General features: G+C 41.6%; 11 protein-coding genes. 5 read left to right on the plus strand and 6 right to left on the minus strand.

The features are described from left to right. Positions 1-34: 34 nt before the first annotated feature. A complete protein-coding gene (locus tag ACQKNS_RS21730) occupies positions 35-541 on the minus strand; it encodes a general stress protein (protein ID WP_427645334.1) in 507 nt (168 codons plus the stop codon). 163 nt (positions 542-704) lie between these two features. On the opposite strand from ACQKNS_RS21730, the gene ACQKNS_RS21735 reads away from it, so the two are divergent. The 5 genes from ACQKNS_RS21735 (at position 705) to ACQKNS_RS21755 (ending at position 6911) form a co-directional block, all read left to right on the plus strand. After that, the gene (locus tag ACQKNS_RS21735) at positions 705-1769 is read left to right on the plus strand and encodes a M20 family metallopeptidase (protein WP_427645335.1); all 1065 of its coding nucleotides are present in this window, start codon (positions 705-707) and stop codon (positions 1767-1769) included. A 397-nt stretch (positions 1770-2166) separates the two neighbouring features. After that, complete coding sequence (locus tag ACQKNS_RS21740) at positions 2167-2721, plus strand: 3D domain-containing protein (protein WP_427645336.1); 555 nt, start codon at positions 2167-2169, stop codon at positions 2719-2721. Positions 2722-2874: 153 nt separating this feature from the next. Then, positions 2875-3786, plus strand: coding sequence for a ketopantoate reductase family protein (locus ACQKNS_RS21745; protein ID WP_427645337.1), 912 nt, complete (start codon positions 2875-2877; stop codon positions 3784-3786). 227 nt (positions 3787-4013) lie between these two features. Next, positions 4014-5282, plus strand: a complete 1269-nt coding sequence (locus ACQKNS_RS21750) for a dicarboxylate/amino acid:cation symporter (protein ID WP_241590049.1) — start codon at positions 4014-4016, stop codon at positions 5280-5282. Between the two features lie 210 nt (positions 5283-5492). Next, a complete protein-coding gene (locus ACQKNS_RS21755; RefSeq protein ID WP_427645338.1) occupies positions 5493-6911 on the plus strand; it encodes an NAD-dependent succinate-semialdehyde dehydrogenase in 1419 nt (472 codons plus the stop codon). Positions 6912-6965: 54 nt separating this feature from the next. On the opposite strand, the gene ACQKNS_RS21760 is transcribed toward ACQKNS_RS21755, so the two are convergent. The 5 genes from ACQKNS_RS21760 to ACQKNS_RS21780 form a co-directional block, all read right to left on the minus strand. Further along, a complete protein-coding gene (locus ACQKNS_RS21760; protein WP_427645339.1) occupies positions 6966-8072 on the minus strand; it encodes an AI-2E family transporter in 1107 nt (368 codons plus the stop codon). Between the two features lie 305 nt (positions 8073-8377). Then, positions 8378-9904 (minus strand): acetyl-CoA hydrolase/transferase family protein, encoded by a 1527-nt coding sequence (locus ACQKNS_RS21765; RefSeq protein WP_427645340.1) that lies wholly within the window; start codon positions 9902-9904, stop codon positions 8378-8380. A 131-nt stretch (positions 9905-10035) separates the two neighbouring features. Beyond that, positions 10036-10686, minus strand: a complete 651-nt coding sequence (locus ACQKNS_RS21770) for a LytTR family DNA-binding domain-containing protein (RefSeq protein ID WP_076370821.1) — start codon at positions 10684-10686, stop codon at positions 10036-10038. Positions 10687-11267: 581 nt separating this feature from the next. After that, the gene (locus tag ACQKNS_RS21775) at positions 11268-11630 is read right to left on the minus strand and encodes a P-II family nitrogen regulator (RefSeq protein ID WP_063235326.1); all 363 of its coding nucleotides are present in this window, start codon (positions 11628-11630) and stop codon (positions 11268-11270) included. A gap of 16 nt (positions 11631-11646) precedes the next feature. Continuing rightward, positions 11647-12861 carry an ammonium transporter gene (locus ACQKNS_RS21780; RefSeq protein WP_427645341.1) on the minus strand — a complete coding sequence of 405 codons (1215 nt, stop codon included), beginning with the start codon at positions 12859-12861 and terminating at the stop codon, positions 11647-11649. Positions 12862-13099: the final 238 nt, after the last annotated feature.

The raw sequence follows: 13099 nt of genomic DNA on the forward strand, positions 1-13099 counted from the left end.
TCCCAAAGGGGTCCGTCCTTTTTCACCCTACGATTTACAGGGTTCTTCTACCATGCGTTAGCGTTTCATCGGTTTCAGTTATTCCTGAGTAAGAAGAACTGGATTTTCTCGCATCCGAATCGACTAACACAAGCAGCTTGCCACTCTTTACATCCGCTTCATATCGATTAGCTTCGTCTTCAGGTATGCCCATTCCGATTAATGTACCGGCCAATCCTCCGGTACCAGCACCTACTGCTGCTCCGGCTAATGTTGCAGCAAGCGGTCCAGCTGCCAGTACTGGTCCGATTCCCGGAATAGCCAATGCACCCACACCAGCCAATAATCCGGCAGTACCGCCCAATATACCTCCAGTTGCCGCACCGGCTGCGAGCCCCTCTTCTACCTTTGTACCCGTTTCTTCATTCACTGTGTTTAATTCTTCTTTATCTTTAGCTACCACCGAAATATCTTCACGATCATATCCTTGGGCCTGTAATGACTCAACAGCCTTTATGGCTTCTTCTCCAGTTTCATATACACCAATTATACGTTTATCCATATCTATCATCCTCCTTAAAGAATGTAAATTGTCGCTCCCCCTTTACATACCCCAGGGAATGAAAGAGCTAAACGTTATTTAACAGGAAAATATTTTTGAGTTAACCTTTACATAGAAAGGGTATATATAATAGTAGTATGCACATTTTTAGGAGGTTTTCTTTTTGCTCATCGAATTACTTAAAGATTTAGTATCTATTGATAGTTCAACGAAAGAAGGAGCTAACCAAGCCGTGGATTACTGTGCGGACTGGCTTAAAAAACAAGGAATCACTGTGAATGTGATCGTAAATAACGGTTATAAAATGCTTGTTAGCGAGATTGGCAGCGGAGATAAAACCGTAATTTGGAATGGCCATGTCGATGTTGTCAGCGGAACTCCGGATCAATTTTTCCCAGAGGTTCGTGAAGGAAATTTATATGGACGCGGAACAGCCGATATGAAAGCGGGAGTTGCAGGGATGATGTGTGCATTCACCGAACTGAAAGATAAGGACTTAGGGTTGAAAATCCAGCTACAGATCGTATCGGATGAAGAGATTGGCGGGTTAAACTGTTCAGGATATTTAGCGAAACATGGTTATAGAGGAGACTTTGTAATCTGTGCTGAACCTACGCAGTTGGGAATCGGACTCCAGGCAAAGGGTGCCCTTCGTCTCGATATTGAAGTATCCGGCAAACCTGCACATGGAAGCCGTCCATGGGAAGGCGTGAATGCAATTGAAAAGGCCTATGATCTTTATCAAAAAATAAAGGAACTTCCTTTCACCCGGGATCACACTCCCCTTTACTCTTCCCCTTCACTTAATCTAGCAAAAATTAAAGGCGGGGATGTTTATAATAAGGTACCGGATGCCTGTTTGCTAAGCCTTGATATACGCTACCTTCCCACGCAAACAATGGAAGATATCATTGCTCAGATCGAAAGTGTGACAGGAAATAATGTCCACCTTAATATGTACAGTAAACCTGTAAAAACCGAAGAGTCAGACCCGTTCATCACCCTGCTCCGCCCTATTATCGAAAGAAACACCAAGCAGGACGCTGTCATCTTTGGACAGCACGGCTCCGCAGATACCGTGTTTTTTGCGGCATATGATATCCCGGCCATTGAATTCGGTCCAAAAGGTGAGAACTGGCATGGAGATAGGGAATGCGTCAACCTTGAATCAGTGGCAATCTATCAAAAAATGCTGGTCGATTTCGCTTCTGAATTTGTTTTACATTGATCCTAATCATGAAAAAAGCCGGCATCACATGGATGCGGGCTTTTTTCATGCTCTGAATATCCTTTCCTACTAAAATAAACCGCACACAATTGTTCATTACCACGTTGTTTTTTTACAAAATATACAGGACTTTTAATCCAAGGAACACACATCCATTTTTTATCTAATTAAACAGGATATGCCATACCCTCAACACTATTTACCAAAAATTCACTAATACTGACATAAAAAATAATATATTTACTTTAAATAGAGAAGTCCTTTTGTCCTAGTTTATATTACATTTATTTATCAAAGGAAACCTTTTTGTAACACAATTACTATTCCAGCGAAACATTGTTGTCATAAAGACCTGTTATTCTAAGTCTACGATTTAAAACAAAGGAGACTATTCATTTTGAAAAAAATACTACTTCCACTATTCACTGCTTTCTTTTTGGTATTTAGTTTTTCCGGAGTTTCATCGGCTGCTACTACTACATACAAAGTTAAAAGCGGCGACACACTATGGGGTATCGCCAATAAACATAATATAACAGTCAATCAACTCAAAAGTTGGAACAACCTGAAAAAAGATAACATCCATCCAAAACAAGTTTTAAAGGTCAAGAAAACATCGACCGCCGCTAAACCAAAAGCTAAAACATCATCATCCAAGAAATATAAAACGATCACGGTGAAGGCAACTGCTTACACTGCGAACTGCAAAGGTTGCAGCGGTATTACAGCATCAGGTCTTAACTTAAAGAAAAACCCTAACGTAAAAGCCATCTCAGTCGACCCTAAGGTCATTCCACTAGGAACAAAAGTTCATGTAGAAGGATACGGGGATGCCATTGCGGCAGATAAAGGCGGCGCAATCAAAGGGAATAAAATTGACGTCTTCTACTCTTCTCACTCAAAAGCTATCAATTGGGGCAGAAAAACCGTTAAAGTAAAAATCTATAAATAATGATAAGTGCCAGCCTGAAACCTAATTCAGGCTGGTTTTTTGTTTTTCACCACGAACACCTAAACAACCAGTGTCCCTTCAAACGGAAATATTTACTGAAATTTCAGTCAATGTTATGATTAGTACATCTTAATCAAAAGAGAGGTGTGCACATTGAATATTGTCATTATAGGGGCGGGGGCACTCGGCTCCTACTTTGGAGGCAGGTTGCAGCAGGCGGGGCAGCATGTTCAATACCTTGTCCGTAAAAACCGCGCCAAACAGTTGAAAGAAAACGGCATCAGCATAACCAGCCCACATGGAAACTATCAATTTAGCGACCTTCATATTACAGAGAACGTAAATGATATTGAAAAGGTCGACCTTGTGGTTCTCGCCGTAAAAGGCCAGCATCTGCAAGGCACCCTTACAGATTTAAAGGCCCTTGTCGAAAAAGGGGCAAAGGTCCTCCCCCTTTTGAATGGATTGGAACATGTATCCATTTTACAGGACGAACTGGGCGTTGAAGCCGTCTTGGGAGGAAGCGCCTTCATCATCGCCACTCTTGATGAAAGAGGACATGTCATTCACTCCAATGATAATCACGATTTAATCTATGGCCCGCTTCATCCGTCACAAAAAAAGATTTGTGATGAATTCGAACAAGCAGCCGGATCAGCTATCATGAAGACTGGCAGAACGGAAAACATATTGATCAGGATGTGGATCAAATACATGTTCATCACCGCTTTCTCCGGTGTGACAACTGCCTCCAATCTCCCTATCGGCACGATTCGGAAATTCCCTGAAACCAATGGATTGCTGGAAAAGGTCCTTGTTGAAATGAAGGAGCTCGCAAATGCCTATGGCGTCGGAATCACTGTGGAGAATATTGCACAGGCGTTGGAAAACATGGCAGCTTTACCTGATGAATCCACCTCTTCCATGCACCAGGACCGCCGGAAGGGCCTAACCCTGGAAGTGGAACATTTACAGGGCGGTGCACTGCGCCTTGCCGCCAAGGCCGGTTTAAGACTTCCTGTGATTGGAACCCTTTATGCACTCATAAAACCTTTCGAAAATTGATTTTCTCCAATACCGGTGCCCCACCGGTATTTTTTTATTGCGTTATCAATCTATCATGAATACTAATAGACACCTTAATTCCACTTTCGCCCTTCAATCATTAAAAACCCCAAGACCAAAAAGAACAAAAAGAAAACAATATCACCAAAAGAATATTCTGACTCTTCCTTCTGTTACACTATAACCAAGTTAAGAAAGCGCTATCATATAACAAAGGAGAATGCACCTTGAAAATATTAAAAAATCTAACAGTCCAGGTCATCATCGGTATCATTCTGGGTATAACAGTCGGTTTCTTCTTCCCTGCTTTCGGTGAACAGCTGAAGATATTAGCTGATTTATTTATTAAAATGATTAAAATGGTCATTGCACCAATCATCTTCTTAACCGTCGTAATCGGAATTGGCGGTATGGGTGATATGAAAAAAGTTGGCCGCATCGGCGGAAAGGCCCTGCTCTATTTTGAAATCGTTACCACTTTCGCGCTTGCCATCGGAATCATCGTGGTCAATCTGCTGGGACCTGGTAAAGGCTTTAACATCGATTCAGTCGAGGGCGGAGATGTATCACAATATACAACAGCCGCTTCCGAAACGGAACATGGCGCCGTTGCTTTCATTTCTAATATCATTCCTGATAATGCCGTTGCAGCACTCGCTGGCGGAGACTTACTCCCTATTCTATTCTTTGCCGTATTATTCGGATTATCAATGGCGGCAATGGGACCGAGAGTGCAGCCAGTCGTATCTTTCTTTCAGCATATTGCCGATATATTCTTCGGCATCGTCGGCATGATCATGAAAGTATCTCCATTGGCGGCTTTTGGAGCAATGGCTTATACAATCGGTAAGTTCGGCCTTGGTTCTTTAACCTCGTTAGGACAATTAATGGGTAGTGTATATATCACCATGGCACTATTCATCATTTTTATCCTTGGAACGATCGCAAAAATCTACGGCTTTAATATTTTCAAGTTCATAGCCTATATAAAAGAAGAGATCCTCTTAGTTTTAGGAACATCTTCGTCGGAATCCGCTCTGCCAAGCGTGATGAAAAAACTCGAAAAATACGGTTGCTCAAAATCGGTAGTCGGGTTGGTTGTCCCAACGGGTTATTCTTTCAACCTTGATGGCACATCCATCTACTTATCCATGGCAGCGATTTTCATCGCCCAAGCCTATGGTGTCGATTTAAGCATCTGGCAGGAATTGACCCTTCTAGGAATCTTGATGTTAACATCCAAAGGAGCTGCCGGTGTAACGGGATCCGGTTTCATTACACTTGCTGCAACATTAGCTGCCTTCCCAATGATTCCAGTTGAAGGAATGGCATTATTACTGGGAGTAGACCGCTTCATGTCTGAAGCACGTGCCATCACCAATCTAATCGGTAACAGTGTTGCTACAGTTGTCATTTCTAAATCAGAAGGTGAATTCAATCCAAACCAGGCCATCTCAGGTGATATGAGTGAAGTGGCCGTCTCATCGGAAAAATAAGCGAATCTTGAATGAAGAGGTGTGCAACTTGCACCTCTTTTTTTGTGTCTTGCTCCCTTTCTATCAATGAATTGCCGATTTTCTATAAATAGCCAATCAAATAAATTTCAGAATCATTGAAAAGTGTTTATACTTTTATGTAACAGGTAAAAGTATATAGTTAAAAGTTTTAGTAGTTTGATGGATTTAACCAAATTAGGAGGTTTTATCATGAAAGATTACGGAATATTTATTAACGGTGAGTGGTCGGATTTTGGATTGGATAAAATTGAGGTGAGGAACCCGGCAACGGATGAAATAGTTGCAACCGTTCCTAAAGGCGGTGCAACTGAAGCGGCGAAGGCTGCAGATGCTGCATATGAGGCCTTTACGGACTGGGCTGCACGCTCAGTCTACGAACGTGCTGAACTAATATGGAAATGGCATCGATTGATTGATGATAATAAAGAAGAACTAGCCAAAATCATGACTGAAGAGCAAGGCAAGCCCCTTAAAGAGGCTCTTGGTGAAATGACTTATGCAAATGGCTTTTTATCATGGTTTGCCGAAGAAGGAAAACGGGTGTACGGCGAAACGATTCCTGCTTCCGTGTCCAATAAGCGGCTTTTCGTGACAAAACAGCCTGTCGGAGTTGTAGCTGTCATTACGCCTTGGAACTTTCCTGCAGCCATGATTACGAGAAAAGTTGCACCGGCGCTTGCAGTCGGCTGCACAGTCGTCATTAAACCGGCAAACCTGACTCCCATAACAGCTCTAAAAATGGCTGAATTAGCTGAAGAAGCTGGCATTCCAAAAGGTGTCATCAATGTCGTGACAGGAAAATCATCAGAAATCGGCGAAACTTGGCTTCAAGATACAAGGGTTCGTAAATTGACGTTCACCGGTTCTACAGAAGTCGGTAAAACCCTTATGAAGGGATCAGCTGACACGGTAAAGAAAATCTCGCTTGAACTCGGGGGTCACGCACCTGCAATCGTTCTTGAGGATGCCGACCTTAATAAAGCGGTTGATGGCATCATCAGTTCAAAATTCCGCAACGCAGGACAAACATGCGTCTGTTCAAATCGCATTTATGTCCACGAAGCCATTCAAGAAGCCTTCATCAAAAAGCTCGTTGCCAAGGTCAAAGAACTAAAGGTAGGAAATGGACTGGAGGATGGCGTCGATATCGGCCCGCTTATCGATCAAAATGCAGTTGATAAGGTTCAAAAACAAATTGATGAAGCAATCAGCAGCGGTGCCAAGCTCGAAGCTGGCGGTAAATCAATTAGCGGCCTTTTTCTTGAACCAACCGTACTATCCAACATTGATGACAGCATGCTCTGCATGAAGGAAGAAACATTTGGTCCTCTAGCTCCTATCGCCTCCTTTAAGACTGATGAAGAGGCAATCAATAGGGCGAATGACTCCATCTTCGGTTTGGCAGCTTATGTCTTCACTGAAAACATCACCAAGGGCATCAAATTCACCGAGGCACTTGAATTCGGTATTGTTGGCTTGAACGATGGACTTCCTTCCGTTCCGCAAGCTCCATTTGGCGGATTCAAACAAAGCGGGCTCGGCCGCGAAGGTGGACATCAAGGCATCGAAGAATTCCTGGAGGTAAAATACATTTCCTTAGGTTTGTAAGCTATTTAGGCGCACTGAAAACGGGCCCGACTTAATTGAGTCGGGCCCGTTTCTTCATTCCAATATATCTTCTTCCAGCTTTTCCTCTTTTCGGATCCTGATGAATTTTGCGATATTCAATACAATCGTTTTAACAACGGAGTAAGTCGGAACGGCCAAAATCATGCCGATGATACCGGCAATGTTTCCGGCGACGAGCAAAAGGATGATGATGGTAAGCGGATGTGTGTTCAATTTTTTCCCGATGACTAACGGCGAAATGACATTACCATCCAGTTGCTGAATGATCGTTACAACCAGAATGACCAATAATGCCTCTGTCGGTGAATGAATCAACGCCACAATGACCGCAGGGGCCGCTCCGATAAACGGACCTACATATGGGATGATATTGGTTACAGCACCAATCAGCGCAAATAAGAATGCGTAAGGCAAACCAATGATCAAATATCCAATGAACGTTCCGATCCCGACAAACATGCAAACTAGCATCTGTCCTTGAATATAAGTAGCAAGCGTCTCTCCCGTTTCCTGAAGTACTGTTAAAGCTGGCTTTCTATAGCGAACCGGAACGAATTTCATAATGGCGGCCGGAAGCTTATCCCCATCCTTCAACATATAAAACAAAATGAAAGGAACCGTCACGACCACTAAAGTAATATTCGTTACTACGCTGAAAACGGAAGATAGACTGTTCGTTATATTACTAGGTAAATCAGTCAAATATTTTTGAAGCGAGTCCCCCACTTCTTTAAGGGAAACATAGTCTTGTTCCATCGTCCACAAAAACCATTTTGACTCAGCTGAATCTTCAATGAACTTCCTTACTTGATTGAAATAATCCGGGAGGTTATTGACTAGATCCGTAACCTGTTTAGAAAGTGATGGGCCGACCAGACCGACCAGCAAACTAATCAACCCCAGGAAAAATACATATAGCAATAATATAGACAATCCCCTAGGCACCCTTCTTTTAACCAGGAAATCAACAGTGGGGTTGAACAAAAAGTAAAGAAAACCTGAAATCAAGATTGGAAAGAACAATGTAGATGTAAAGATGACTATCGGTTCAAAAAGAAAAGAAATCTTTGTACCAACATAAAAAAGTAAAGACAATAGTAATAACTCTAACGTCCAAAAATGTAATTTTGTCTTGAACAAATTATCTCCTCCACTATAACCATTCTATTTAACTCCCTATTTCTAAGGAAACAACATCATAAATACGAAAAATCCTATGTATGATAATCTCTCATTGTTAGCAGTTTACCATATTTCCATAACTTGAATGAATAATTATATACAAAAATAAAAGAAAAAGCCTAAAGATACAGTTCCCTTTCTTTTTATTGGTTAAGCTTCATTTTAAAATATTCTCTTTCCAGTGGTGTCGAAAGATTCATTCACCAATAAGGGACACGGACCCCCAAAAAAACCCCGCCGTATTGGCGGGGTGGTGTTTTGTCTTATTTTTGATCTTGAAGTACTGCTTCAAGCATCGTACCGTTTTTAGCTAGGTTTGTATGCCATGAAAATGCTTTTTCAAGAATGTGTGGAGTTTGATGCCCGCCAGTTTGCGCAACAGCTTCAGTGAAGTATGCACGAAGCTGTGGACGGTAGTCAGGATGCGCACAGTTTTCTATGATTAACTCTACGCGCTCTTTTGGTGCCAAACCACGTAAATCAGCGATCCCTTGCTCTGTCACTAATACATCCACATCATGTTCAGTATGATCCACATGTGAAACGAAAGGAACGATACTAGAAATTTTGCCGCCTTTTGCATATGATTTCGTTACGAAAATGCCTAGGCGTGAGTTACGGGCAAAATCTCCCGATCCACCGATTCCATTCATCATTCTTGTCCCAGAAACATGTGTCGAGTTCACGTTACCATAGATATCACACTCTAACGCTGTATTGATTGAAATCAAGCCAAGGCGACGGATGATTTCAGGATGGTTAGATATTTCTTGCGGACGAAGAACTAGTTTATCACGGTACTTTTCAAGCTCACCGTAAACTTGCTTACCTTTTTCTTCAGCTAATGTAATCGAACACCCTGAAGCGAATTTAACTTTTCCAGCATCGATTAAATCAAATACCGCATCTTGCAGCACTTCTGAATATACTTCCAAATCTTTAAATTCAGAATCAAGGAAGCCAGCGAATACTGCATTTGCAACTGAACCTACACCCGACTGAAGCGGAGCAAGGCTTTCAGTTAAACGGCCAGCCTTGATTTCTTCACGAAGGAAGTTAATGAGGTGGTTGGCGATCGTTGCAGTTTCTTCATCCGGCGGCACGATTGTTGAAGGTGCATCAAGATCTGTGGAAACGACGATTCCCATTACTTTTTCAGGATCAACCGCAATACCGATCGATCCAAGGCGATCACTTGCTTTAGTCATGGAAATCGGTTCGCGTTCCCCTTGTTTAGCTGGTGTATATATATCATGCATCCCTTCCAATCCTTCTGGATGGGACACGTTCAATTCAATGATTACATGTTTAGCTTCTTGAGCGAATATGGCTGAATTTCCTACAGAAGTTGTCGGAATGATTAATCCATCTTCCGTAATCGCCAATGCTTCGATGATTGCAAAATCTATAGGTCCGACAATGCCTTGACGAACTTGTTCAGCTGTATGAGATAAATGCTGATCCACATAAGTGACTTCATCAGCATTGATTTTATTGCGAATACCTTTATCCGCTTGGAACGGCAAACGTTTATTTATGATGCCTGCTTCCGCCATATGTTGGTCGACTTCCGGTCCTAATGAAGCACCTGTAAATACGTCAACTTTGAATTTTTCAGTTTTTGCTCTTTCAACTAGAGCCATCGGTATAACTTTAGCATCCCCAGCACGGGTAAATCCGCTCATACCGAGTTTCATCCCATCTTTAATCCATGAAGCTGCTTCTTCCGCTGTAACTACTTTCCCCTTAAATTGTTCGTTGCGAATTTTTTTGAAAACGCTTTCGTTCATACAAAAGACCCCCATTTTTCGCTTTTCTTACACTTAATTTTATCAATCCTGTGTAATCATCACATTCGATTCTGAATGAAAAGCCTTAAATAGAGCATAAGCCAGCATTTTTTTCACACAAAGGAGAATCGTTAAAACCCTAAAGCCCTTCTAAATTGACTTGCATATGTTTGACTGACCTGGATTTTTGAATTGTCTTTCATTATCAGTAAAAATGTAGAATGAAAATCGGGAAGGATCTCTTGTATATAATTGATATTGACGATGTACGAACGATGCACGCGAATGAATAAATCACTAGGTAAAATGAATTCCAGTTCACTTAAGTTCATTTTATGAAATCCACTCACACGTTCGGACTGAATCTTAGTTTTCCTATTTTGAGCTTCCAAATACATAATTTCATCATATGGAAGCGGTATCCAGCGATCATCCGTTTTAATGGTCAAGAATGATGTCGGTAAAATTAATGGCTTTGACGGCAAGATGGCCGTTACCGCCCCTAAAGGATTGCCCTCGTCCATGATCGGAACACTCAGCCCATAGTAAGGTACGCCAAATACATTACTTTCAACTTGCACCCCTATTTTTTTACGCACACTCAGCGCTTTATATGTCGCCGTTTTTTCACTGATTAAATCACCCGGTTTTATTCTTAAGTCAACTTGTTTGCTCGGTTGATAATAAATGTATTTTTCAGAATCAGCCACAGAAATTGAAGCATCCTTCGGTACAAACTCCCTGATGATATTCAAAACGGATTCGACCGTAAATTGATCCATTTCCTTTCACCTCTTAAAAGAACATATTAATAATTTCCCTATTATTAAATAGGGCATACATGAAATAATTCATAGTTTTCTGGAAAACTTACATTTTTTTGAATTCGCGTTTCGTAAAATAAAGAAAAATGGAAGTAACTAAGCGAAAAGCGTCAAAAAAAGCAAAAAAATTGTATTTAAATTTATGTCCTTATTCATTATAGTTGGAAAGCTCCCCGATTTCCATGGGGGATTCTAGAAAAAAGCTTCCTTATAACTAACATATAAACTCAACAGCCGAAGTTAGGCATCAACGCATGAAAAAGCCGCTCTCCCCATATTGGGTAACGGCTGAAAGGTTATTTTTTCAAACGGGGATTTTGAATCGGGGATTTTATTCGAAGGGAAAATATTTCTTCTAAGTTTTTCAGTGGCAATTCCAATAAAAAGGGTCGGTCATCAGGTTGATATACATCCTCTGAAATGAGCGTATTAACGATCTTCTGTTTTTTCGCATTAACAATTCGGACCAGTCTCCCCATTTTCAGCTCCCTTTCCTTAATCTACTGTATCCGGCTCATGCGGCCGAATTAATCACAGCATCAGATATCATTCTTTAACGCATCATGACCTTCTTTCCCGGTCCGGATATTCACAACATTCGCCAATTCATAAATGAAGATTTTACCGTCCCCAGGCTTACCCGTACTCAAGAATTTCCTTGCTACATCCACAACATCCTGAACCGGCACCTCACACACGACGATTTCGATTTTCATTCGGTCATGCAATGACATTTCACGATTTCTGCCTCTATATGTTTCCACATAACTTTTCTGAAGACCCGTTCCTTTTACTTCCGAAACTGTCATTCCGCTTACCCCAATTTTTGCAAGTTCGGCTTTGAATTGTTCAAACTTGATAGGACGTGTAATGATTTCTATTTTCGTTAAAACCTCGGACATATAAAAGCCCCCCCTTTTAAATGGATTCGTGATAAGCCTTTTCGCCATGAAGTGTAAGATCAAGCCCCATTGACTCATCTTCTTCACTGACTCGCAACGGCACGAAAAGGTTAATGACTTTCGCAACGAAATAAGTGACCACGGCAACGAAAATATATGTCGCGACGATCGCTACAAGCTGCTTCCATAACAAGTTGAAATCGCCATAGAATAAACCATTTGCCCCGCTTTCATTTACGGAAGTTGTCGCGAATAAACCTGTGGCGATGCCCCCCCATGTCCCACCGATCCCATGTAATCCGAAAGCATCAAGTGCATCGTCGTAACCCAGTTTATTCTTCAGGAAGAAAACCCCCCAGAAACATACGGCACCGCCGACGACACCGATGATGATGGAAGAAGCAGTGGTTACGAATCCACAAGCAGGTGTAATGGCCACCAATCCTGAAATAGCTCCCGATACCGCACCCAGCAATGTTGCCTTTTTATTAGCCATATACTCAACGATCAGCCAGCCAATGATACCAGCAGCTGCTGCAACTGCTGTATTAACGAATACATTCATTGCCACTTCATTGATTGTCAATGCGCTTCCGACGTTGAAACCGTACCACCCGAACCAAATTAATGAACCGCCAAGGAATGTTAAAGGAAGATTATGTGGAGCACTGTCACCCGACTCTTTCCTTTTGCCTAACATGATCGCTAAAACAAGACCCGCAACCCCTGAGGAAATATGAACGACGTTGCCACCAGCAAAGTCAAGTGCACCCAGTTCCGCTAACCAGCCGCCTCCCCATACCCAGTGTGCAACGGGAGCGTATACGAATAAAGACCAAAGAATCGTAAAAATCAGGAATGCCGAAAACTTCATCCGCTCGGCAATGCCTCCTGCAATGATCGCGACTGTTAACACGGCAAAAGTCATTTGGAATAACATGAACAAACTATGAGGAATCGTATCGCTATATGGTCCAGGTGCAAAACCAACACCCTTCAAACCAACCCAGTCCAGACCGCCCAGAAATGCATTACCAGGTGAAAATGATAATGAATACCCAATCATCACCCAAAGAATCGAAATGACTGCCAGAGGCATGTAACTATGCATTGCCGTATTCAGGACATTTTTACTTTTTACCATCCCTCCATAAAATAGGGCAATCCCTGGTGTCATTAACCAAACCATCATCGTCGCCAAAAACATGAATACCGAATCCGCCATTTGCATACTGTTTTTTCCCCCTTGTTTTTATATATGTTATGTTTATTAACACTATTATGTTATATTTTTTATCATATACTTAATTTTCTAAAAATTCAACTTAATTTTTATTTTTCAACATTTTTTTGTGAGGTAATATAACATCACTGTGAAAAAAGGATCAGAAAAAATGGTTTGTTCATTCCGAAAATACTTTCCACCCACTCCCATTACTTTTCCCCCTCTACTTATGTCCCGTTCTAAA

The sequence above is a fragment of the Peribacillus sp. NPDC094092 genome, from assembly GCF_050279365.1.
Classification (GTDB): Bacteria; Bacillota; Bacilli; order Bacillales; family DSM-1321; genus Peribacillus.

Excerpts from the sequence above, each read along its gene's own strand:
- ACQKNS_RS21730 (WP_427645334.1), bottom strand. The coding sequence starts at position 541 with ATGGATAAACGTATAATTGGTGTATATGAAACTGGAGAAGAAGCCATA.
- ACQKNS_RS21755 (WP_427645338.1), top strand. The coding sequence starts at position 5,493 with ATGAAAGATTACGGAATATTTATTAACGGTGAGTGGTCGGATTTTGGA.
- ACQKNS_RS21765 (WP_427645340.1), bottom strand. The coding sequence starts at position 9,904 with ATGAACGAAAGCGTTTTCAAAAAAATTCGCAACGAACAATTTAAGGGG.
- ACQKNS_RS21770 (WP_076370821.1), bottom strand. The coding sequence starts at position 10,686 with ATGGATCAATTTACGGTCGAATCCGTTTTGAATATCATCAGGGAGTTT.
- ACQKNS_RS21775 (WP_063235326.1), bottom strand. The coding sequence starts at position 11,630 with ATGTCCGAGGTTTTAACGAAAATAGAAATCATTACACGTCCTATCAAG.
- ACQKNS_RS21780 (WP_427645341.1), bottom strand. The coding sequence starts at position 12,861 with ATGCAAATGGCGGATTCGGTATTCATGTTTTTGGCGACGATGATGGTT.